Source organism: Actinocrinis sp. (genome assembly GCF_035653575.1).
Lineage (GTDB): Bacteria > Actinomycetota > Actinomycetes > Streptomycetales > Catenulisporaceae > Actinocrinis.
In genome coordinates, this window is sequence record NZ_DASRBQ010000111.1 from 14,522 (window position 1) to 37,740 (window position 23,219).

Annotated in this window: 16 protein-coding genes, 1 pseudogene and 1 riboswitch; of the genes and pseudogenes, 10 read left to right on the plus strand and 7 right to left on the minus strand. The window is 70.9% G+C overall.

All coding sequences use genetic code 11. The features are described 5' to 3' along the window. Positions 1-118 precede the first annotated feature (118 nt). Together VFA06_RS15475 and VFA06_RS15480 are read left to right on the plus strand one after the other, a co-directional pair. A complete protein-coding gene (locus VFA06_RS15475) occupies positions 119-1,216 on the plus strand; it encodes a hypothetical protein (RefSeq protein WP_324841264.1) in 1,098 nt (365 codons plus the stop codon). Next, the gene (locus tag VFA06_RS15480; protein WP_324841265.1) at positions 1,200-1,730 is read left to right on the plus strand and encodes a hypothetical protein; all 531 of its coding nucleotides are present in this window, start codon (positions 1,200-1,202) and stop codon (positions 1,728-1,730) included. The genes VFA06_RS15475 and VFA06_RS15480 overlap by 17 nt, the downstream gene beginning before the upstream one ends. A 55-nt stretch (positions 1,731-1,785) precedes the next feature. Here the strand turns inward: VFA06_RS15480 and VFA06_RS15485 are convergent, their stop codons facing one another. Continuing rightward, positions 1,786-2,205 carry a cobalamin B12-binding domain-containing protein gene (locus VFA06_RS15485; RefSeq protein WP_324841266.1) on the minus strand — a complete coding sequence of 140 codons (420 nt, stop codon included), beginning with the start codon at positions 2,203-2,205 and terminating at the stop codon, positions 1,786-1,788. Between the two features lie 183 nt (positions 2,206-2,388). Between VFA06_RS15485 and VFA06_RS15490 the strand changes: the two are divergent. From VFA06_RS15490 to VFA06_RS15505, 4 genes and pseudogenes are all read left to right on the plus strand, one after another. Further along, a pseudogene (locus VFA06_RS15490) lies at positions 2,389-3,129 on the plus strand (ABC transporter ATP-binding protein); the annotation flags it as partial. Positions 3,130-3,322: 193 nt separating this feature from the next. Beyond that, positions 3,323-4,156: an ABC transporter permease subunit gene (locus VFA06_RS15495; protein ID WP_324841268.1), complete on the plus strand. Its 834-nt coding sequence runs from the start codon at positions 3,323-3,325 to the stop codon at positions 4,154-4,156. A gap of 71 nt (positions 4,157-4,227) precedes the next feature. After that, the gene (locus tag VFA06_RS15500; RefSeq protein WP_324841269.1) at positions 4,228-5,514 is read left to right on the plus strand and encodes a sensor histidine kinase; all 1,287 of its coding nucleotides are present in this window, start codon (positions 4,228-4,230) and stop codon (positions 5,512-5,514) included. A 37-nt stretch (positions 5,515-5,551) separates the two neighbouring features. Then, complete coding sequence (locus VFA06_RS15505) at positions 5,552-6,208, plus strand: response regulator transcription factor (protein ID WP_324841270.1); 657 nt, start codon at positions 5,552-5,554, stop codon at positions 6,206-6,208. 63 nt (positions 6,209-6,271) lie between these two features. Here the strand turns inward: VFA06_RS15505 and pcrA are convergent, their stop codons facing one another. Further along, complete coding sequence (pcrA, locus tag VFA06_RS15510) at positions 6,272-8,857, minus strand: DNA helicase PcrA (RefSeq protein ID WP_324841271.1); 2,586 nt, start codon at positions 8,855-8,857, stop codon at positions 6,272-6,274. A 666-nt stretch (positions 8,858-9,523) separates the two neighbouring features. Continuing rightward, positions 9,524-9,690: riboswitch (cyclic di-AMP (ydaO/yuaA leader) on the plus strand. Between the two features lie 3 nt (positions 9,691-9,693). Between pcrA and VFA06_RS15515 the strand changes: the two genes are divergently transcribed. Beyond that, on the plus strand, positions 9,694-10,728 hold the full coding sequence (locus VFA06_RS15515) for a C40 family peptidase (protein ID WP_324841272.1): 1,035 nt from the start codon (positions 9,694-9,696) through the stop codon (positions 10,726-10,728). A 499-nt stretch (positions 10,729-11,227) separates the two neighbouring features. Here the strand turns inward: VFA06_RS15515 and VFA06_RS15520 are convergent, their stop codons facing one another. From VFA06_RS15520 to VFA06_RS15530, 3 genes are read right to left on the minus strand one after another with little or no spacing between them, the layout of a single operon-like run. Continuing rightward, positions 11,228-15,160 (minus strand): ABC transporter ATP-binding protein, encoded by a 3,933-nt coding sequence (locus VFA06_RS15520; RefSeq protein WP_324841273.1) that lies wholly within the window; start codon positions 15,158-15,160, stop codon positions 11,228-11,230. A 53-nt stretch (positions 15,161-15,213) separates the two neighbouring features. Further along, positions 15,214-15,891: a response regulator transcription factor gene (locus VFA06_RS15525; protein WP_349260199.1), complete on the minus strand. Its 678-nt coding sequence runs from the start codon at positions 15,889-15,891 to the stop codon at positions 15,214-15,216. Positions 15,892-15,946: 55 nt separating this feature from the next. Next, positions 15,947-17,167 carry a PspC domain-containing protein gene (locus VFA06_RS15530; protein WP_324841275.1) on the minus strand — a complete coding sequence of 407 codons (1,221 nt, stop codon included), beginning with the start codon at positions 17,165-17,167 and terminating at the stop codon, positions 15,947-15,949. 178 nt (positions 17,168-17,345) lie between these two features. On the opposite strand from VFA06_RS15530, the gene VFA06_RS15535 reads away from it, so the two are divergent. The 3 genes from VFA06_RS15535 (at position 17,346) to VFA06_RS15545 (ending at position 20,058) form a co-directional block, all read left to right on the plus strand. After that, positions 17,346-19,025 (plus strand): PspC domain-containing protein, encoded by a 1,680-nt coding sequence (locus VFA06_RS15535; protein ID WP_324841359.1) that lies wholly within the window; start codon positions 17,346-17,348, stop codon positions 19,023-19,025. Further along, on the plus strand, positions 19,015-19,419 hold the full coding sequence (locus tag VFA06_RS15540) for a hypothetical protein (protein ID WP_324841276.1): 405 nt from the start codon (positions 19,015-19,017) through the stop codon (positions 19,417-19,419). Before VFA06_RS15535 ends, VFA06_RS15540 begins: the two co-directional genes overlap by 11 nt. Positions 19,420-19,491: 72 nt before the next feature. Next, entirely contained in the window at positions 19,492-20,058 is a 567-nt protein-coding gene (locus tag VFA06_RS15545) for a dihydrofolate reductase family protein (RefSeq protein ID WP_324841277.1), read from the plus strand. 75 nt (positions 20,059-20,133) lie between these two features. Here VFA06_RS15545 and VFA06_RS15550 read toward each other — a convergent pair whose 3' ends face one another. Continuing rightward, positions 20,134-21,387, minus strand: coding sequence for a hypothetical protein (locus VFA06_RS15550; protein WP_324841278.1), 1,254 nt, complete (start codon positions 21,385-21,387; stop codon positions 20,134-20,136). Between the two features lie 147 nt (positions 21,388-21,534). Continuing rightward, a complete protein-coding gene (gene guaA / locus VFA06_RS15555) occupies positions 21,535-23,118 on the minus strand; it encodes a glutamine-hydrolyzing GMP synthase (RefSeq protein ID WP_324841279.1) in 1,584 nt (527 codons plus the stop codon). Positions 23,119-23,219 lie beyond the last annotated feature (101 nt).

The following is a 23,219-nucleotide window of genomic DNA, read 5'->3' on the forward strand; positions in this document are numbered from 1 at the left end:
CTATTCGATCGCGCCGACAGAGGCGGGAACGACTGTTACAGGGCGCCGTGCGACAGCTGACCGCACAGGTACCAAGGGCTAGACTCGGGGTGCGACCTGCCGCCGGGAGGGCTGTGGTTTGGGCCTCGAGATCGAGTTCGACTACGACGACACCCAAGGCGGCGTGTGGTCCCCCGCCCGCGAGGCGCCACCGCTGCACGAGCGTGTCGGCCGGCGCTGGAACGCGGGCCTTTCCACGGGAAATCCGCTGTTCGTGCAAGCGGGTATCGCCTTGGCCGCGCTCGCACTTGGCGCCGCGTCCACGGCCGGATTCCTGGAAGGCAGGTCCGCGGCACGGGACCGCGCGATCGTCCGCCTGCACTTGGCACCGATCGATCCGTTCGTCATCGAGCCGCTCGCTCCCGCGCCGAGCGACGTGCGGCAGTTGCTCGCGACACCGTGGACCAACACCTTCGACCAGCACGTGACCCTCAATGTGATCAATGACAGCCCTGATTCGGTCGCGCTGCTCGGCGCTCAGATCACCGCCCCGCAGTTCGGTACCGCGACACTGACGCCGGTAAGCTCCGGCGCTCCGACGGCTCCTGGCGCCGTCACCGCGCTGCGCGGCGTCGCGCACTTCGTCTGCGGCGATTTGCCTTCGGTGGATCCAGTCGCCACGGTCGCCCGGCTCACGCTCCGCACGGCGGACGGGCACACGCGCGTGCAATCGCTGATGGTCGACCGCTTCAGCGACGTCGAAGAGGTGACCGTGTGCGCGGCGATGCCCGGCCCGCAGGTCGTCACGGCAACCAAGGCGTCCACGCTGCCGATGCTCTTCCCCGGCGACTACCTCTATGACGTCGACGTCACCAACCGCGCGCCGTTCCCGCTGCTGGCCGCCATACCGCTGAACCTGCGCGCGAGCTGGATGTCCGGCGCGGGCCTGGACGTGCAGCTGTCCAATCCGCTGCCGGTGACGGTGCCGGCCCGCGGCTCGGCCCGCATCGAACTCTTCGTCAGCGTTCAGAACTGCAATGTCGCGCGCGAGGCGGTCCAGGCGGGATACGCGTACGACGCTCTGGCCTTCACCGACGCCCGCGACGGCCCGTCCAATCCCCAGGCGCGCGAGAGCGACCAGAGTCTCGCCCTCTACGATCCGGCGGTGATCAACCAGTACTGCGGACTGCCCGAACTACCCGGGATCAGCGGCGGCGGCAATGGTCATCTCAAGTAGCGAATTCGGTACCGCGGCCCGGCTGCGCCAGCACACCGGCGTGGTCGCCGTGATTGTGGCCGTCGCGGGCTTCGCGTTCGGCGCGTACGGCGCGTACCGCTTCGTGGACAAGCCGCAGCCGGCCCCGATCCTGCTGCGCCAGGCCACCGAGCCGGTGGACATGTCGAGCTACGACGAGGTACCCGGCTCCGGTGGCGTGCTGGTACTGCTGCGCAATGACGGCACGACGACGGTCGACGTCATCGACGCGGCGTTCGCGCGCACTTCGGCCGCGCCGCCGCTGTATATCGCGCCCGCGTCGGTACCGCCTGGCGGCGAGGTGAACGTGTACGTGGCCGTTCCCGGCAAGTGTTTCTCGGGCAACAACTTCGTGGCGGTCACCGACGATCCGCCGCCGGTCCGGATCACGGTGAGCGCGCAGGAGCACGACGGCCCGCTGCGTTTCGTCCCGGTCGAGGTCACCGGCACGCTGGCGATGATCCTGGCCCAGTGCGGACTGACCGGCACCGGTTAAGGCAGCTGAGCCGCCGCCGCGGCCCCAGAATGCGGGCCAGCTCAGGATTCAGCACTCAGGACGCGGTTGCGACCGCCGGGCCGAGCTGTGCGTTCACCCAGTCCACGATCGACTGCGTCGGCGTGCCCGGGGTGAACACCGCGGCGACCCCGGCGTCCAGCAACGGCTGGATGTCGGCGTCCGGGATGATCCCGCCGACGAAGACCTTGATGTCGGCCGCGTCCCGCTCGCGCAGCAGCTCGACCACCTTGGGGCACAGCGTCATATGCGCGCCGGAGAGGATGGAGAGCCCGACGCCGTCCGCGTCCTCCTGGATCGCGGTCGCCACGATCTGCTCCGGCATCTGGTGCAGGCCGGTGTAGACGACCTCGATCCCGGCGTCGCGCAGCGCCCGCGCCACGACCTTCGCCCCGCGGTCGTGGCCGTCAAGACCCGGCTTCGCGATCACCACGCGGATCGGTCCGGACTCGCTCATTGGGCACTCCCTGCTGCGTCATCGCCTGCGGACAGTCTCCTTCGAAGGGTAGCGGAGGCCGCTAAAAGCCGCGTTGTGACTCCCACCACCCGCGCTACAGCGGCCGGGTTCGTGCCAGCACCACCTCAGGAACGGGTGACCGCTCCCTCGCGGGGGGTGCTCGCCGGCCGGGAGAGTTGGGGCATGACCTCGACATACGCGATCGAAGCGCAGGGATTGACCAAGCGATACGGCGGCAAGGCCGCCGTGGACGGTCTGAGTTTCACCGTCGCGCCGGGCAAGGTGACCGGCTTCCTGGGGCCGAACGGGGCCGGCAAGTCGACCACGATGCGGCTGCTGCTGGGGCTTGAGCGGCCGGACTCCGGAAGGGCGCTGATCAACGGCCGCCCGTACGCCTCGCTGCGGATCCCGCTGACCCAGGTGGGGGCGCTGCTTGAGGCCAAGGCCTTTCACAAGGGCCGCACCGCGCGCAACCACCTGCTGTGCCTGGCGCAGTCGCAGGCCCTGCCGGCCCGGCGGGTCGACGAGGTGATCGACTTGGTCGGGCTGCGCGATGCGGCGCGGCGGCGAGCCGGGGGCTATTCGCTCGGCATGGCTCAGCGGCTCGGGATCGCGGCGGCGCTGCTGGGCGACCCGCGCACCATCGTGCTCGACGAGCCGGTGAACGGGCTCGACCCGGAGGGCATCCTCTGGATCAGGAATCTGATGAAGCGGCTGGCCGCCGAGGGCCGTGCGGTGCTGGTCTCCTCGCACCTGATGAACGAGATGGCGGTCACCGCGGACCACCTGCTGGTGATCGGCCGCGGCCGGCTGCTGGCGGACTGCTCCACGGCCGAATTCATCCGGCGGCACACCGATCCGGCGGTTTACGCGGCGACTCCGGACGTCGCGAAGCCGGCGCTGCTCGAAGAGGCGTTCATGCGGCTGACCGCGAACGCCGTGGAGTACGCCGCCCGCTGACCCGCCGCCATGCGGCGCGACTCGCGCGGAGGCAGGGGACCGCGCGATGCGCGCCGCGAGCAGCAGCCACGACCGAAACCCGAACCGGCACCTCCGGATCACCCGGCCTTGCCTCGGCCCGCCCCGGCGGCCGAGAACCCACCCACGAGGGGAAATCATGAGCACTCTGACCATCGCGCCGACCACGGCGACGCGGCCGACGCACGCTCCCGGCTTCACCGATCTGCTGCGCAGCGAGTGGACCAAGTTCAAGACGCTGCGATCCACCTGGTGGTCGCTCGGCGCGATGCTGTTCTTCTCGCTCGGCATGTCGATCCTGCTCACCTCGCTGTTCACCGCGCACTACGCGACGCTCGGCCCGGAGGACAAGGCCAGCTTCGGCAACGACACCATCGGACTGATCCTGCAGCCCGGCGCGCAGCTCGGGGAGCTGGCCCTCACCGTGCTCGGCGTCCTCTTGATCAGCTCCGAGTTCTCCACCGGCATGATCAAGGCGACCGTGCTGGCCGCGCCGCGCCGCACTCCGGTGCTCGCGGCCAAGGCCGTGGTGCTGGCCGCGGTGGTGCTGGTGCTCTCCGAGGTGATCGCGTGGGCCTGCTTCTTCGTCGGCAGCGCGATCGTCCATAAGCACGCGAGCGTCACCCTCTCCACCCCCGGCACGCTGCGCGCGATCCTCGGCTTCGGCGGGGTGATGGCGATGACCTCACTGATCGCGCTGGCCACCGGCACCCTGCTGCGGCACACCGCGGCGGCGGTGAGCGTCGCCCTGGGCGTGAACCTGGTCGTGCCGATCCTGCTCCAGCTCGTCCCCGGCAGCGCGGGCCGGCACCTGAGCTACGCGATGCCGCAGCGGGCCGGCCAGCTGATCATGGACCGGACGGAGTCCGTCAACACGCCGTACAGCCAGTGGACCGGCTTCGGCATCGTCGCGCTGTGGACGGTTGTCCTGCTCGCACTCTCCTTCTGGTCGATCAAGAAGCGCGACGTGTGAGCCCTGATCGGCAACACTGAGAACCGACCAAGACGTTCGCAACGGCCATGGACCTCCGGAAAGGAACGGCAATGATCGCCAAGCGCGCGCTGCGAGAGATCATCGCGGCGCGCACTTGGCGTGAGGTGCTGTACGCGCTGCTCGGCTGGCCGCTCGGCATGCTCGGCTTCGCCGCCGTCGCGGCGACCTTGCTGCTGACCGTCGCGTCGATCGGGACTGTCGTGGTCCTGGTGCCGATACTGCCGCTCTTCCTCGCCCTGGACCGCGTGGTGGCCGGGCTGTGCCGGCGCACGGCGAATCGGCTGCTAGGGCTGGATGTGCCGAAGCCGACCCGGCAGCCACGCGGGCCGGGCCTGCTCGGCTTCCTGGGCCGGTACGTCGCCGACCCGGTCTCCTGGCGCTCGGTCGCGTATCTCGCACTGCGGCTGCCGCTCGGGCTGGTGCAGTTCGGGTTCGGCGTCCTGCCTTGGCTCTATGCGTTGACGTTCATGGGATATCCGCTGATCTGGAAGCTGACGCCGGGGCACGTCACCGATCGGTACGGCGTTCGCCACAGCTCGGCGCTCCAGCTCGGCAGCTTCTACTTCGACACCTGGCCGCGCGCGATGCTGGCGGCGGCGTTCGGTGCGCTGGTGCTGTGCGCTTGCCCGTGGATCACCCGCGCCTCGCTGCTCATCGACCGCTGGCTGCTGCCCCGGCTGCTTGGCCCGTCGGCCAGTTCGGTGCGGATCAGGGAGCTGGAGGAGACCAGGGCGAACGCGATCAACGAGGCCGCGGCCACGCTTCGCCGGATCGAGCGCGATCTGCACGACGGGGTGCAGGCCCGCCTGGTCGCACTCGGCATGCAGCTCGGGCGGGCCGAATCCCGGCTCAAGGCGCAGGAGTACGACCGCGTCTCGGAGCTGGTGCGCACGTCGCGGCAGGACGCCAAGGAGATCATCGGCGAGCTGCGGGAACTGGTGCGCGGCATTCACCCGCCGGCGCTGGATTCAGGGCTCGAACCCGCGCTGCGCACGCTGGCGGCGCGTTCGCCGATCCCGGCCTCGGTGCGCGTGGAACTACCACAGCGCCCGCCCGCCTCGGTGGAGACGATGCTGTACTTCAGCGCGGCGGAGCTGCTGACGAACGCCGGCAAGCACAGCGGGGCGTCCACGATCGCGCTCACGCTGCTGTCCGACGGCGAGCGCACGCGGCTGATCGCCACGGATGACGGCAAGGGCGGCGCGCGGCTGGACGGCGCGGGCACCGGGCTGCGCGGACTGGCCGAGCGGGTACGAACCGTAGACGGGCACTTGGACGTGGACAGCCCGCCGGGCGGCCCGACCACGATCACGATCGAGCTGCCGATCAGGCTGTGACGGAACCGGCAACGGGTTGGAACGGGACGGGATAGCAATGCTCGTAGTCATCGCCGAGGACACCGCGATCCTGCGCGGCGGGCTCATCGGCCTGCTGGAGGACGAGGGGCACCAGGTCGCCGCGGCGGTCGCCGATGGCGAAGCGCTCAAGCTCGCGGTCGCCGAGCACCGGCCCGACATCGTCGTCGCCGACATCAGGATGCCGCCCACCCATACCGACGAGGGCGTGCGCGCGGCGTTGGAGCTGCGCAGCCGCGACCCGAAGCTGCCGGTGTTGCTGTTCTCGCAGTACGTGGAGACGCAGTACGCGGGCAGGCTGCTGGCCGGCGGCTCGGCCGGAATCGGCTATCTGCTCAAGGAGCGCGTCTTGGACGTGAAGGACTTCGTAGACGCTTTGGAACGCGTAGCGGCGGGCGGTACCGCGCTCGACCCGGAGGTCGTTTCACAGCTGGTCGGCGCGAGCCGGGCCACCTCGGTCGCGGACGTGCTCAGCCCGCGCGAGCGAGAGGTGATGGCGCTGATGGCCGAGGGCCGCTCGAACAGCGCGATCGCCGAGGCGCTGTTCGTGACCGAGCGCGCCGTGGAGAAGCACGTGGCGAACATCTTCACCAAGCTGGACCTGCCGGTCTCCGCGGCCGACCATCGCAGGGTCCTGGCAGTGCTGCGCTACCTGGGTCTCGAGCAGGGCAGGTAGCGAGCCGGCCGCGGTATGCCGCCGGCGCTAGTACGGCACCAGTGACACCGGCAGCGGCAGCGGCTAGAGCTTCTGCAGTGGAGCGAACGCGAGCACCAGCTTGCGCACGCCGGAGGAGCCGAAGTCCACCGTCGCGTGCTCGCCGGAGCGTCCCTCGACCGCGACGACCGTGCCGAGGCCGTACGTGTCGTGCACCACCCGGTCCCCCGGCGCGACGGAGATCGGCTCCCGATTGCCGGGGCCGGCCGACTTGAAGCCCCGCTCCCGCGAGCGCTGCGCCGCTGCCGTCAGCGAGGGCGCGAGCGTGCCGAACGACGTGGACTGCGGTTCCGGGGCGGTGCGCTTCCAGTCGATCAACTTGTCCGGCACCTCGGACAGGAACCGCGACTGCGGGTTGTACGCGGGCGAGCCCCAGGCCGAGCGCATCACCGCGCGGGTGAAGTAGAGCCGCTGCCGCGCGCGCGTGATGCCGACGTACGCGAGCCGGCGCTCCTCCTCCAGTTCCTTGGCGTTGCCGAGCGAGCGGGTGTGCGGGAAGACGCCTTCCTCAAGACCGGTCAGAAACACGACCGGGAACTCCAGGCCCTTCGCGGTGTGCAAAGTCATCAGCGTGACCACGCCGCCGCTGTCGCGGTCCGGGATCTGGTCCGCGTCGGCGACCAGCGCGACCCGCTCAAGGAAGCCGGTGATCCCGCCCTCCGGATCGGTCTGCTCGTATTCGTGCGCGACCGCGACCAGTTCCTGCAGGTTCTCGACGCGGCTCTCGTCCTGCGGATCGCTGGACTCCTGCAGCTCGGCCACGTAACCGGTGCGCTCCAGGATCGACTCCAGCATCGCGGCCGGGCCGGCGCCCTCGGCCATCTGCTCGCGCAGCGCCGCCATCAGCGCCGCGAAGCCCTTGACCGCGTTCAGCGACCGCGCCGCCAGGCCGTACGCCTCGTCTGCGCGGTCGATCGCCGCGCCGAAGGAGATCCGTTCGCGCTGAGCCAGCGCGTCGAGCATCGCCTCAGCGCGCTCGCCGATGCCGCGTTTGGGTACGTTGACGACGCGGCGCAGCGAAACCGAGTCGTCCGGGTTCGCCAAAGCGCGCAGGTACGCCAGCGCATCCTTGACCTCCTTGCGCTCGTAGAAGCGGACGCCGCCGACCACCCGGTAGGGCAGGCCGACTCGGATGAACAGCTCCTCGAAGACTCGGGACTGGGCGTTGGTCCGATAGAAAACCGCCACCTCGCCCGGTTTAGCAAGCCCCTCGTCGGTAAGCCGGTCCACTTCGTTGGCGACGAACGCCGCTTCGTCATGCTCGTTGTCGCCGACATAACCGGTGATCAGCGCGCCGTCGCCGGCGTCCGTCCACAGGTTCTTGGCCCGGCGGCTCTTGTTGCGGTCGATGACCGAATTGGCCGCGGCCAGGATCGTCTGCGTCGAGCGGTAGTTCTGCTCCAGCAGGATCGTGGTCGCGTTCGGGTAGTCGGCCTCGAACTCGAGGATGTTGCGGATGGTCGCGCCACGGAAGGCGTAGATCGCCTGGTCCGCGTCGCCGACCACGCACAGTTCGGCCGGCGGCACCTCGCCGGCCGCGTCGTGCGCACGGTCATCGGGTCCGGCGCCGACCAGCTCCCCGTCCACGGTGTACTTCGGAGCCTGCGACACCGCTCCGCCGACCAGCTCGCGCACCAGCACGTACTGCGCGTGGTTGGTGTCCTGGTACTCATCGACCAGCACGTGCCGGAACCGGCGCCGGTAGGACTCGGCGACCGCAGGGAACGCCTGGAACAGGTTGACCGTGGTCATGATCAGGTCGTCGAAGTCCAGCGCCTTGGCCGCGATCAGCCGCTGCTGGTAGTTCGCGTAGACCTCGGCGATCAGCCGCTCCTGCTCGCTGGCGGCCTTGTCCCTGGCGCTCTCGTGGTCGACCAGTTCGTTCTTGAGCGCGGAGATCTGGGCCAGCAGGCCGCGCGGTGGATGCCGCTTCACGTCCAGTTCCAGGTCGCGGGCCACCGTGGTGATCAGCCGGCGCGAGTCGTCCGCGTCGTAAATCGTGAAGGACGAGGGCAGACCGAGGTGGGTGTGCTCGCGGCGCAGGATCCGCACGCAGGCCGAGTGGAACGTGGAGACCCACATGATCTTGGCCCGCGGCCCGACGAGCGCGGCGACGCGCTCCTTCATCTCGGCGGCTGCCTTGTTGGTGAACGTGATCGCCAGGATCTCGCCGGGATGCACCCCGCGCTCGGCCAGCAGGTAGGCGATCCGGTGAGTCAGCACCCTGGTCTTGCCGGATCCGGCGCCGGCGACGATGAGCAGCGGGCTGCCGGTGTGCACGACCGCCTCGCGCTGGGCCGGGTTGAGCCCGGAGAGCAGGGCCTCCGGATCGAGCCCGGAACGCAGCCTGGCGGGGGCGAAGGTGCGCGCGGCCTCGGCGCGCTCGTGCTCCACGTCCTCGGGCGGCGGCGCCGCGCCCTCTTCCTCCTCGGGCGGCGGCTCGGGCAGCCAGTCGCGCTCCGCGAGGTCGCCCTCCACCGGGAAGGCCGCTGACGGGAGCGCGGGCAGCGCCGCCTCGGCCCGGGTGCGCGCCACGGCACGACCGGCACCGGGCGGCGGCTTGGGCAGGTCGAAGAGGGGGGCTTCGTATGAAGCTGAGGAACTGCTCATCGTGGGACCGAGTTTAGAGCGCGCGGCCGACAGGATCGGCGGCCTGGCCGGGGCGCTGGTGGCGGGCACTGGCGCGGCCGGAGTGCCGGCGCGCGCCGGTACCGGATCTTGCGGATCGTCAGATGTGGGAACGGCGGGCGCCGAAAAGACGTTGCCATGCCTGAACGCGAACGCTATGACGCCGGAATGCCGACACACGCGGCTGAACGAGGCAACGCGCGAACAACACGGTGTGGAGCAGAGCAGTTACTCATCCGCTGCGGCGGGCGGGTCAGGGTCCGCCGAAGCCTCGCCGCGCGCTCCGGGCGAGGCCCGATTTTACCGACATGATGTCGTGAAAATCTCGGGCCAATGTGCTCTACGTCACGGCGCCGGGCGGCCCCGGGTTTAGCGTGGAAACCGAGCGGGCAAAACGGACTTTCAGGTGCAGAGGCTCAGGCAGCGGCCGAGAGGGCCGAACGCCGCGCCGGCGTCGCGCCAGGGTTCTGCGGGCAAAGACGAAACAAAATCCCGAGGCCCGCGGCGGCCATTCGGGCGACATCTCGCTATGGTTACGGGCCAGAAGTCGGCGAGCCTGCCGGTCCCCCGCACCGGCCGCCGGCTTCCGCGCCGAGTCCCAAGGCGTTCGGCAGGACCGAGATGCGCGCCCCTCTCCCCAGTGGGCCGGATCAAGACCTGCAGTCGCCACGGGAGCCGGGGACCCACAGTCCCACCGGGGTGAATCGCCGCGCCAGACTCGTTCGGTCACCGCCGAGCGCGCCGGGCAAGGCGTAGGGCGACTTCTTCCAGCCCGAACCCGTCAGCTAACCCGGTAGGCGCCGTCGGAAGAAGGAGTTATGGCGTCTCATCGCGCCCCGAAGGTAACCGGTAGAGCTACCGCCGCGGCGGCCGTGGTCGGTGTGACCGCAGGCACCGTCGCGCTGATGCCGGGAACCAGCCAGGCGTCACCGACGCAGAGTCTCAGCCAGGTCAAAGCCGAAGTCGCGACGCTCAACCAGCAGGCCGAAGTCGCCGGCCAGCAGTACGACGCGGCCCAGGAGCAGTACGCCAAGCTTCAGCAGAAGGTCGACGGGCTTCAGGCCCAGATCACCCGCGAGCAGTCGGCGCTCGACACCCTCGAGACCACGATGGGTTTGCAGGCGGCCGCGCAGTACCGCAACGGTGGCATCTCCCCGACCCTTCAGCTCGCGCTCAACGCGAGCCCGGAGAAGTACCTGAGCCAGGCCGGGATGCAGGACCAGCAAGCCCAGCAGGAGGCGATGCTGCTCAAGAGCATCGTCCAGGAGAAGGCCCAGCTCGCCCAGGACAAGAAGGCCGCCACCGCGGCGCTGGCCGAAGAGCAGCAGGTACGCAGCCAGGCCGCGGCGCACAAGGCCCAGATCGCCGCCTCGCTCACCAAGGAGCAGGCGCTGCTCGCGACGCTCTCCGCCCCGGTGCGCGCCACGATCGCCGCCGGAGGCGGGTCGACCAGCGGTTACAACGGTCCGCTGCCCGCTGTCTCCGGCCGGGCGGCAGCAGCGGTCGCCTACGTCAAGTCGAAGGTCGGCGACCCGTACGTGTATGGCGACACCGGCCCCGGCGCATTTGACTGCTCCGGTCTGATCTACGCCGCGTACGCCTCCGCCGGCATGTCGATACCGCGCACGTCGGAGGAGCAGGCCGCCGCGGCGACCTCGATCCCCGAGTCGGCCCTCCAGCCAGGCGACGTCATCTACTTCTACGGATATCCGCCGAGCCACATCGCGATGTACGTCGGCAACGGCATGTTCATCGACGCGCGCAACTCCAACGTCGGGGTGGTCTGGGGTTCGCTCGACCCGTCGTCGAAGTACTACTCGTACATGCCGGTCTCGGGCTACGGCCGGTTCTGACAGCTGAAGGCGCGGGCCGCACGGCGGTCCGCGCCGGAACCACCGGCCCTGGTTCGCCTCACCGGCCGTCAATCGACGCGGTCGGTACAACTCCACCAGCGTCCGAGCACGCAGCGCTTCACTGACCGCGGTCGCGGTAGCGACGCACCGCCTCCAGTGCCTCATGAAGAAGCGGGCCTGCCAGGTCGGCCTTCCCCTCCCCCCGACCGGCCTGGCAGCCGCCCCGACAGCGCCCGGACCGTCGAAACCGCCGCATCCAACCCCACCACCTCCCGCGGCCACCCACCCGACGGTCCGGGCGCACCTTTGCGCCGCGGCCCGCCGTCACCGCAGTGCTGAATTCGCGGCGGCACTGGATTCGCGGCTGTACTGAGTTCGCGGTGGCACTGGATTCGGCGCTGTACTGGCTTCACAGCTGCACTGAGTGCGCGCCGCTGTACCGAACTTCGGCGCCGTCCCGGCCCGTACAGCCACGCAGCCGCGCGCTCCGGCCGCGGTGTCAGACCTCTGCCGAAGCCTCCGCGAACGCCGCCCAGAGCCGCGCGTACGCCCCCTGCGCCGCCAAGAGCGCGTCGTGCGTCCCGTCCTCGACGACACGGCCGCCCTCCAGCACCAGGATCCGGTCTGCGCGGGCCGCCGTGGTCAGCCGGTGTGCGACGACGAGCGTGGTGCGGGCGCGGGCCACCTCGTCCATCGCCCGGGTGACCGCGGCCTCGGTGGCCAGGTCGAGCGCGGCGGTCGCCTCGTCCAGCAGCAGGATGTCCGGATCGACCAGGTAGGCGCGCGCCAGCGCGAGCAGTTGCCGCTGCCCGGCGGACAGGTTGCGGCCGCGCTCGCCCACCTGGTGCAGGTATCCGTCGGACAGTCGCGCGACCACGTCGTGCGCGCCGACCGCCCGAGCCGCGGCTTCGACCTCTGCGTCAGTCGCCTCGGGACGGCCGTAGGCGATGGCGTCGCGAACCGTGCCAGGGAACAGATATGCCTCCTGCGGGACCACGCCGAGCCGCGCGCGATAGCCGGCCAGGTCGTACTCGCGCAGGTCCACGCCGTCCACGCGCACCGAGCCCGCGGTCGGGTCGTAGTAACGGGCGACCAATTTGACCAGCGTGGACTTTCCCGCGCCGGTCTCGCCGACCAGCGCCACGGTCGTGCCGGGCTCGATGGTCACGCCGATGCCGCGCAGCGCTTCAGGAGCGTCCGGTGAGTAGGCGAAGTGCACGTCGCGGAACTCGATCCGACCGGTCAATCCGTTCGCCGGAATCGCCAGCGGTTCCTCGGCCTCAGGCGTGGCGGTCGGCGTGCGCATCAGGTCTCGGATACGGCGCAGGCCGACGTTCGCCTGCTGATAGCCGTCGAAGACCTGGGAGAGCTGCTGGATCGGCGAGAAGATCATGTCCACGTACAGCAGGTACGCGATCAGCGCGCCGGCGGTCAGCGTGTGCTGCCCGATCCGGTGCGCGCCGTAGACCAGCGCGAGGGCGCCGGCGAGGTCGGCGAGGAACTGGACGAACGGGAAGTACGTCGCGATGTACTTCTGCGCGCGGGTGCGGGTGACGCGGTAAGCGTCGGCCTTTCCGGCGAACCGGTCGCGGTTGACGCCCTCACGCCGGAACGCCTGAGTCACCCGCATTCCGGCCACGTTTTCCTGCAAGTCCGCGTTGACCGCGCTGATCCGCTCGCGCGCCTCGGTGTAGGCGCGGGAGGACTTCTTGCGGAAGATCAGGGTCGCGGCGACGAGGATCGGCAGCACGGCGTAGACCACCAGCGCCATCCGCCAGTCCAGCACCAGCAGGGCGGCGGCGATGCCGAAGAAGGTGAGCACCGAGACCACGGCGGCCGAGACGCCGTTCTGCAGGAAGGAGGCGAGCGCGTCGATGTCGGTGGTCATCCGGGTCATGATCCGGCCGCCCATCTCCTTCTCGTAGTAGTCCAGGCCGAGGCGCTGGAGGTGCGAGAAGGACTTGACGCGCAGCAGGTAGAGCAGGCGTTCGCCGGTGCGCCCGGTGACCATGGTCTGGATCGACTCGACGATCCAGTCGCCGACCACCAGCAGCAGGCCGAAGATCGACATGGTGACGATGACGTGGTACGCCGCGCCCTGGATGCCCTGGTCCACCGCGGTGCGGATCAGGGCCGGAATGAGGAGCGAGGCGAGCGCGTCGGCGGCTTCGAGCAGCAGGCCGAGGGCGAGCAGCCAGGCGAACGGACGCAGCAGCCTGCGCAGCGAGAACTCCGGCTCCTCGGCATGTACGAGGGCTGCGTCGAGGCCGGGTTTGTCGGTCGCGGGCGGCAGCGCGGCGACCTTCGCCAGCAGCTCGGGAGTGGCGGGCAGCGCGGCCATGATCCGGCCCGGGCCGCCGCCCCCGCCGCCCTCGGCCCGCCGCTTGTAGTAGGCGGCGAGGGGGTTGACGCCGGCGAGCTTCGAGCGGTCCCAGAGTTCCGGCGTCACGCCGCCGACCAGGACGCCCTTCGGCTTCGCGCCGTTGATCGAGCCGGAGCCCGCAATCGCCGGCGCCGCGGCGTCGAGGACGGCCTCGGCCTCCGCGACCACGCCGGATTCCAGCTCCGGGTCGGCCAGCACCGCGCTCAGCTCGCCAGCGTCCACGCCCTCGGCGTCGTCGCCGGGACCGGAGAGCAAAAGCCGGTAGAGGGGGCAGCGCCGCTCAAGCTCTGCCGCCGTGCCGACGTCCACCAGGCGTCCTTCGTCGAGCACTGCGATCCGGTTCGCGAGTTGCAGCGTGGAGCGGCGGTGGGCGATCAGGACCGTCGTGCGCCCGGCCATCACCCGGCGCAGCGTCGCGTGGATCTCGGCCTCGGTGGCCGCGTCGATCGCCGAGGTCGCGTCGTCGAGCAGCAGGATGCGCGGATCGGTCAGCAGGGCGCGGGCGAGGGCGACGCGCTGGCGCTGGCCGCCGGAGAGGGTCAGGCCCTGCTCCCCGACCACGGTGTCATAGCCCTGCGGAAGGTCCTCGATGAACCGCTCGGCCTCGGCGGCGCGGGCGGCGGCGCGGATCTGCTCCTCGGTCGCGTCCGGCCGCCCGTAGGCGATGTTCGCCCGCACCGACTCGGAGAACAGGAACGCGTCCTCCATCACCAGGCCGATCGAGGCGCGCACCGAGTCGGTGGTCACCTCGCGCAGGTCGTTCCCGCCGATGCGCACCGCGCCGGACTGCGGATCGTAGAAGCGGGGCAGCAGCATCGCGACGGTCGACTTGCCGGAGCCGGCCGTGCCCACCAGCGCCAGCGTCTCGCCGGGCCGCACCTCCAGCGTCAGGCCTTTGAGCACCGGGCGGGAGGGCAGGTAGCCGAAGGTCACGTTCTCGAACGTGACGCCCTCGGCGCCCTCCGGCAGCGGCGGCGCGTCCGGCAGGTCGGTGATCTGCGGCTTGCAATCGATGACCTCGAAGACGCGCACCGCGCTGGCCCGCACCTGCTGGCCGAAGGTCAGCAGCGTGGAAAGGGCGCGCACCGGCCCGCCGAACTGGGCCAGGTAGGCGGAGAAGGCGAGGAAGGTGCCGAGGGTGATGTGCCCGCGCAGCGCCAGCCAGCCGCCGAAGGCCAGCACGCCGAGCTGTCCGAGGGTGGGGATCGCGCTGAGGGTCGGGTTGTACTTCGCGGTCAGCCGGATCGAGCGCAGCCGGGCGGCGAACACCGACTCGGCGGCGCTCTCGAGCTTGCGCACCTCCTGGCGCTCCTGACCGAAGCCCTTCACCACGCGCACGCCGGTGACCGCGGACTCGACCACGCCGGCCAGCATCCCGGCCTTCTGCTGCGCGTCCCAGGTGGCCGGGAACAGCCGCTTGCGGGCCAGCGTGGTGACCACGGCGAGGCCGGGGCCGACGGCGAGCCCGATCAGCGTGAGCTCCGGCGAGAGCACCAGCATCGCGACCAGCGAGCTGATGAAGGTGAGCATCGTGCCGACCAGCATCGGGGACATCCCGAGCAGCTGGGCGACGATGTTGATGTCGGAGGAGGAGCGCGAGACGATCTGCCCGGTCTCCAGGTTGTCCTGGCCCTGCCCGTCGAGCTGGGTGAGGGCGTCGAACACGTCGGTGCGCAGGTCGTTTTGCACCTCGATGCCGACCCGGCCGCCGACGTAACGCCGGGTGCGCGAGACGACCAGGTTCAGTACCGCGACGGCGATGAGCGTGATCGCCCAGGGCAGCAACGGCTGCGAGTGCCTGATGATCACGTCGTCGATGACAGCGCGCTGAATCAGCGGCACGGCAAGGTTGATGCCGGTGAGCGCGAGTGAGGCGACCACGGCGACGATGACGAGTTTCTTGTACTTCCAGGTGTAGCCGAGCAGCCGGCGCAGCCAGCCTTCTCCGCTGGCTGCGGCGCCGGCGTTGCGAGCGCCGGCGCTGCTGTTCGTCCCCGTGGCCCCGTCCCGCTTTGCGCTGCTCGACCGCCCTGCTGGAATCCTCGTCACCTGACCCCCTCGTCTTGGCTCCGAGTATTATATATGAGAAAGACTCACTAATCTCAGACGAGTCTGCGCGCGGTAGCCCAGCGGGACAGTTCGTGGCGGTTGGAGAGCTGCAGTTTGCGCAGCACGGAGGACACGTGGCTCTCCACGGTCTTCACCGAGATGACCAGCTCACGTGCGATTTCCTTGTACGCGTAGCCGCGAGCGATAAGGCGCAGCACCTCGCGCTCACGCGCCGTCAGCCGGTCCAGCTCCTCGTCCACGGGTGCGGCCGAGCCCGAGAACGCGTCCAGCACGAAGCCCGCCAAGCGCGGCGAGAAGACGGCGTCACCGTCGGCGACCCGACGTACCGCGTCGACGAGTTCGGTACCGGTGATGGACTTAGTGACGTAGCCGCGCGCCCCCGCTCGAATGACTCCGATCACGTCCTCGGCGGCGTCCGAGACGGAAAGCGCCAAGAACCGCACCTCGGGCGCACGTGCGAGACACTGTTTGAGGACTTCGATTCCGCCGCCGCCCGGCAGGTGCACGTCGAGCAGCACGACCTGTGGCCGCGTCGCCAAGATGACCGCGACGGCGCGCGGCGCGTCGTCCGCTTCACCGACGACCTCCACCGCAGCGCCGGCTACCTCGTCGAGCTCTGCGCGCACGCCGGTGCGGAACATGCGGTGGTCGTCGACGAGCACCAGCCGGATCGGGGTGGCCGCCGTAGCCGCCGCTTCGCCGGCGGCCATCGCCTCGCCTCGATCGACTTCGGCCTCTGCGCTCGACACTTTCTCACGCCCCTGATCAGTCACGACGCCACTCTATGCGTACCTCGGTGCCCTCGCCGGGCGCGGTGCGAATGCTTGCCTCTCCGCCGAATCGCCGCATTCTTCCGACAATGGACTCGCGGATGCCCATTCGGTCGGTGGCGACGGTGTCCAGCTCGAATCCCGGTCCGCGGTCGCGCACGAAGACCTCGGCGCTGCGGGTGCGGTTGCCGTCGGTCTCCAGCTCCGCGTAGACCGAGATCGGGGCGCCCTTCGCGTATTTCGCCGCGTTGACCGCGGCCTCCCGGGCGGCCGCGACACAGGCGCCCAGGTGCTCGTCGAGTGGCGCGTCGCCGACCGTGACCACCTCGATCTGCACGCCGTGCCGGTCCTCGACCTCCGCGACCGCGGCCTTGATCGCCTGCACGAAGGTCTCCGGCGGCACGTCGCCTCCCGAGCGCGGCCGCGGACCGCCCTCGTAGAGCCAGGAGCGCAAGTCGCGCTCCTGCGCCCGGGCCAGCCGCGCGACCTCCGCCGCGTCGGCGCTGCTGCGCTGAATGAGCGTCAGCGTGTGCAGGACGGAATCGTGCATCAGCGCCGCCACCTCGGCCCGCTCCTGGGAGCGGATGCGCTCGGACCGCTCGGCGGACAGGTCGCGGAAAACCCGCAGCAGGAACGGCGTCGCGATCAGCAGCACCCCGGCGACCAGCGCGCCCGCGGCGAGCAGGACGCGGCCGGCCTTGTTCCATGGCACCCCGCCGGAGACCAGGACCGCGATGCCGCCGAGCACCACCGCCGAGCCGAGCAGCCCGCGCAGCAGCGAGGAGGGATTGAACCGGTGCGGCCGGAGCCAGCGCGCGCGCTGGGCGTCGTCGGCCTGCCGCCACAGCACCCCGAGCCCGACCACCACGGCGGCCACCGGCAGCAGGACGTTCCACTTGCCCGAGTTGTTCGTGCCGCCGATCCCGATCACCAGGACCGCCTCGGCGGCGATCGCGATCGCCACGGCCGCACGCGCACCGGGGCGCGGAGCCGAGCGGTCGACCTGAGGCACCTTGCCGAGCGGCACGAACAGCCAGAAGGCCGCGTACGTGACGATGCCCGCGCCGCCGACGAACACGAGCAGCACGAAGGCGAGCCGCAGCAGCCAGACGTCGACGCCGAGATGCAGCGAGAGTCCGCGCGCGACACCACCGACCAGCCGCCGTTCCGAGGATCGGTAGAGGCGGCGGGTGCCTTCGGGCAGCGGCGGCGTCATCACAACGGCATCACGACAGCCATGCTCACACGGCGCGCGGCGATTGTGCATCGGGGATGACCCGGAGCCGGACTCGGGGATGAACTTCCGGGTTGGATCCTGGGAGCGCCCGATGGCAGGAGCCGCCGGGCGCGGCAGTCTTGGGGACATGAGCGATGCAGAAGCGGGTGGGGCCGGAATGAGCGGTGCTGAGTCGAGTGGCGTCGGCGCGGGAGCGGGGAACCCGGGCGCGGCAGGCACTGCGGGGAGCGGTGCGGCGGCCAGCGCAGGGGCGGGGAACCCGGGCGCGGCAGGCGCTGCGGGGAGCGGTGCGGCGGCCAGCGCTGGAGCGGGGAACCCGGGCGCGGGGCACCTAGGCGCGGGGACCGGTGCGGCGGCCGGCGCTGGAGCGGGGAACCCGGGCACGGGGAACCCAGGCGCGGGAGGCGCTGCGGGGAGCGGCGGCGCCTGGGGCTGGGGCCCGGGCACGGCGGCCGGGGGCGCGCGGGGAGGCGCGTCCTCGGCCGGATGGGGAGCGTACAACGCCGGAAGTGCGCAGCCGGGACCGGAGCAGGGGCCGGGCTCGGCGCGACCGGTACTGCGCCGCGATCGACGCTCCAGGATGATCGCCGGGGTCTGCGGGGGCCTCGGCCGGCACCTGGACGTCGATCCGGTGGTGTTCCGCATCCTGTTCGTGGTGCTCACCTTCTTCGGCGGCTTCGGCCTGCTGGCTTACGCGGCCGCGTGGCTGTTCGTGCCCGCGGACGGGGAGCATGAGTCAGAGGCGCACCGGCTGTTGACCGGGCGCAGCACGCTGGGCGCGGTGGCGGTCGCGGTGCTCGTGGTCCTCGGCTTCATGGTCGCGCTCACCACACTTGCCACCGGCTTCCACCACGCGATCCCGCTGCTGGTGCTGGCGGCCGCGATCATCCTGGTGCTGATCTGGCGCGGTGACGCGCGCCGCGGCGGCCAGCCCGGAACCGCGCAGTACGCCGGTCCGGATGCGGGAGCAGGCGCGGGAGAGCGGCCGCAACCGTGGTGGCAGCGTCCGGTACCGACGTATCCGGCTCCCGGACCTGGCGCGAGCGCGCCGAGCGCCGCGGGTGCGATGGGTGGCGAAAGCGCTCCGGTCGACGCCCCGCCGGAGGGATTCGCCGCGGAAGAGGCGGCGTACGGCTCCGCGCTCGGCTGGGAGTACCGCGGCTACGTCCCCGGTGCCGAGGCCGCGGGAGCAGCCGGCCTCACCGGCGAGGCTCCCGAGGTCGACGAGCCGAGGCAGCGGCGGCTCAGTGGCCTGACGCTCTCCGTCGCGCTGCTGATCCTCGGCGTGATCGGGGTGCTGGCGCAGGTCGGCGTGTTCCACGTCGGCGGCACGTCGGGGCTGGCGCTGGCGGTCATGGCCGTCGGCGCGGGAATGGTCGTGGGCGGCCTGTTCGGGCGTGCCAGGGCGCTGATTCCGCTGGGCCTGGTGCTGTCGGTGCCGTTGATCGTGGCCAACGCGATCGGCGTCCCGCTGCGCGGCGAGACCGGCGACACGACGTGGGCACCGGCCTCCGCCGCGACGATCCGCTCGCCCTACAACCTGGCCGCGGGCAAGGGCCAGCTCGACCTGTCGAACGTCGATCCGCGAGGCGGCACCGTGCACGTCACCGCCTATGTCGGCGCGGGCCAGATCCTCGTCACCGTGCCCGACGACGTCGCGCTCCAGATCACCGCGCACGTGGGCGTGGGCCGCATGCAGTTCCCGGACGGCTCGCAGCGCTCCGGCCTCGACCTGACCAACGGCTTCGAGGCCGCGTCGATCGGCAGCTCACACGGAACGATCGTGCTGGACCTCAAAGCGGGCGCCGGAGACCTGGAGGTGGACCGTGCCAACTGAACCGTTCGAGCCGATCGAGCAGCCCGGCGAAGAGACGTTCACGGAACCGCTCTCCGCGCCACTACCCGAATACCCGACTCTCCAGGAAGCGACGACGGTGGCAGCGACAGCAGCGACAGACCCCGAGCGCCCGAACGAGCGCGGCACTCGCACCGGACGAGGAATCTCGATGCGCGACTCGGCCGACCCGGTGTCCATCCTCGCCGGACTCGTGTTCTTCCTGCTCGGCGGGGCGTACCTGCTCGCGTCGGGTGGGCATCTCGACGTCAACGCGGGCTGGACGCTCTCGTTCCTGCTGCTCGGTCTAGGCCTGTCCGGCGTCGTCGGCGGCTTCCTTCGCGCCCGCCGCAACGGCCGCGCCCGAGCCGGCTCCCGCAGCCACGACGATTGGTGACGCGCCCTAACGCGAGCCGACTCCGGTCGCGCCCGTCTTTACAGTGCAGATGACTCACGGGAGGCTGGCGCCATGCGGAAGCTGATCTACGGCATGAATGCGACCCTGGACGGCTATATCGCCGCACCTGGCGACGACATCGGCTGGGGCGGGCCGCCGAGCGACGAACTCTTCGAGTGGTGGCTCGTCCAGGAACTCGCCAGCGAGCTCTCGCTCTACGGGCGCAAACTGTGGCAGACGATGAGCGCCTACTGGCCGACCGGCGACCAGCAGCCCGACGCCACCCCGGCGCAGATCGAATTCGCACGGAACTGGCGGGACACACCCAAGGTGGTGTTCTCCTCGACGATCGACAAGGTCGACTGGAACACCCGCCTGTTCACCGGCGACGCCGTCGCCGAGATCGCCCGGCTCAAGGCCGAGGACGGCGGACCCATGAAGATCGGTGGCGCAACGCTCGCCGCCGCTGCCATGCGGGCCGGACTGATCGACGAGTACGCGCTGGCCACCGTGCCGGTCCTGGTGGGCGGCGGCACGCCGATGTTCACCGCGCTGGACAGCTGGGTCAACCTGAACCTGGTCGAGACGCGGACGTTCCCCGGCGGCGTCGTGCTGACCAGATACGAGACGCGACGCTAAACAGCCGGGCCAGAGTGGCGGCGGAAGCCGCAGGCGTTACCAGGCCAGCCGCAGGCGTCATCAGGCGCCGGCGAATCAGACCTCGTCGGCGAGGATGTCGAGCGGATAGTCGCTCGTCTCCAGGCCTGCGGCCGTCACGACGCGTACCGTCCACGGGCCCGGTTCGGCCTCATACGGGATCGGTACCGTCACGGACGTGTCGGTGGGGTTGATGAAGGCGCCGTCCTGGTCCGGGACGAGCGGGACATGGATGTGGATGGGGCCGAGCTTGACCACGATACGGGCCAACTGGTCGGGGGACGCCGCCGCCGCGGGCACGAAGCCGAGGCCGCGGATCTCGATCTCGTCGCCCTGCCGGATGGGGCCGTCCGGCTCACCCGGAGTACGAACCCTGACGACGGAGACCAGAACCGGCTTGCGCACTTCGGTCAGCTTGACCGCCAGATAGAGCACGGCGGCGCCGAGCGCGATGGCGGTGACCGCGGCGGGCAGCTGCGGGAGCTGATACGGGTTCTCGGCCAGCCCGATCACCAGGAACAGCACGCCGACGAGGTTCACCGGGAGCCACACCGCGGCGGCCAGCGAGCCGAGGCCGGTCTCCTCGACCAGCAGGTCGCGCAGCTGCGAGCGCTGGCCCGGCAGGTACGGCGCGGCCCTGCGGCGCATCCGCGCGGCCAAGACCGCGCTGCTGATCACCGCGACCACGACCGGTGTCGCGAGCAGCGCAAGGTACTCCCAACGCAGATGCGAGAGGGACGCGGTGATCTGCGCGCGTTCGGCCGGATCGCCCGCCGCGATGTCCTCGACCCCGAAGTACACGAAGGCGGTCGCCAGGCTCGCCGCCCACAGCACCCCGAGGGTGCGCGGCAGCGAGAGCCTTCCGTCGACCCCGATCAGAAAGCACAGCACCCCGCCGATGTCGCTGTGCACCAGGCTGAACAGCGTGAACAGCGCGGCGAAGGCGAGGAAGGCGACCGGGGCCGCGGTCCGCGGCATCGTCCAGCCGTCCGAGAGCGGCAGCGTGGCCAGGTCGACCACAAGCACCGCGACCAGCAGCCACCACGCGCCGCGCATCGCCTGCCGGCCGACCAGCGCCAGCCAGGCCGCGTTCTCCCGCCGCGACGCCGCGGCCAGCCGGCCGGCCCGACGGGTCAGCTCGTCGGAGATCCACTGCCGCGCGCCGGACTCCGAGTGCGACAGCGCGGCCGGTACGCCCTCACCGCGGGCGAACTCCTTGCAGCGGTCGACGAACTGGGTGAGTTCGAGGTCGTAATCGCGCCGGACCTCGCCGTGGAGCTGCGGCCCATGCAACTGCGGTCCGTGGGCCACGCCCGCCCCTCCCTGTGTCACGAATCGGCAGCAGGCTCGGAGCGTACACCGGTGAGGCCACGCGCCGGGCGGGGACGGTGCGGCGGATGGGAATCCGTTACGGGATATCGATAATCCGAGACCGGAAGGTCCGCGCGGGCGCCGGTCTCACTCCCACTCGATGGTGCCCGGGGGCTTGGACGTGACGTCGAGCACCACCCGGTTGACGTCGCGCACCTCGTTCGTGATCCGCGTCGAGATCCGGGCCAGCACGTCATACGGAAGCCTGGTCCAGTCGGCGGTCATCGCGTCCTCGGAGGAGACCGGGCGCAGCACGATCGGGTGCCCGTATGTCCGGCCGTCGCCCTGGACGCCGACCGAACGCACGTCCGCGAGCAGCACCACCGGGCACTGCCAGATCGCCCGGTCGAGCCCGGCCTTGGTCAGTTCCTCGCGGGCGATCGCGTCCGCGTCGCGCAGCAGCTCCAGCCGCTCCTCGGTGACCTCGCCGACGATGCGGATGCCGAGGCCGGGGCCGGGGAAGGGCTGGCGCCAGACGATCTCGGGGGGCAGGCCGAGCTCCTCGCCGACCCGGCGCACCTCGTCCTTGAACAGCTTGCGCAGCGGTTCGACGAGTTCGAATTCGAGGTCGTCGGGCAGGCCGCCGACGTTGTGGTGCGACTTGATGTTCGCGGTGCCCGCGCCGCCGCCGGACTCGACCACGTCGGGGTACAGGGTGCCCTGCACGAGGCACCAGTCGGCGGGCGAGGCGCTGTGTGCGGACTCTGCGTCGCCGGCGACGATCTCGGCCTGCGCCTGCTCGAAGACCCGGATGAACTCCCGGCCGATGATCTTGCGCTTCTCCTCCGGATCGGTCACCCCGGACAGCGCGTCGAGGAAGCGCTGCCTGGCGTCGACGACCTTGAGCTCCACTCCGGTGGCCGCGACGAAGTCCTTCTCCACCTGCTCTGCCTCGCCCTTGCGCAGCAGCCCGTGGTCCACGAACACGCAGGTCAGCCGGTGGCCGATGGCCCGCTGCACGAGCGCGGCCGCGACCGCGGAGTCCACCCCGCCGGACAGGCCGCAGATCGCGCGGCGGTCGCCGACCTGGGCGCGCACGGACTCCACGGCCTCCTCGACGATGTTGACCATCGTCCAGCTCGGGGTGATCCCGGCGCCGTGGTACAGGAAGTTCTCCAGCACCTTCTGCCCGTGCGCCGAGTGCAGCACCTCGGGGTGGTACTGCACGCCGTACAGCCGCCGCTCGTCGTCTTCGAAGGCTGCGACCGGCGTTCCGTTCGTGCTCGCGCTGACCAGGAAGCCCTCGGGCGCGGCGACGACCGAGTCGCCGTGCGACATCCACACCGACTGCGCGGCCGGGGTCCCGGCGAACAGCGTCGAGGAGGACTCGCGCACGGCCAGGTCGGTGCCGCCGTACTCGCGCGTCCCGGTCTTGTCGACCACGCCGCCGAGCGCCCGCGCCATGGCCTGGAAGCCGTAGCAGATGCCGAACGTGGGCACGCCGGCGCGGAACAGCTCCGCGGCCACGTTCGGCGCGCCGTCGGCGTAGACCGAGGAGGGGCCGCCGGACAGGATGATCGCGGCCGGGCGCCTGGCCAGCAGCTCGGCGACGGACGTGTCGTGCGGCACGATCTCGCTGTAGACCCGCGCTTCGCGGACCCGGCGCGCGATGAGCTGGGCGTACTGGGCGCCGAAGTCGATGACGAGGACCAGGGGGGAAGTGGAGTCCATAGTGCGACCAGTTTAGGGGACCGGCGGAAAGCGGCCGTCCGCCGCGAGGGTCCCCGTGCCTGGCCGGACAGGAGTGATCCCGGCGGTCTGGCACGGGGACG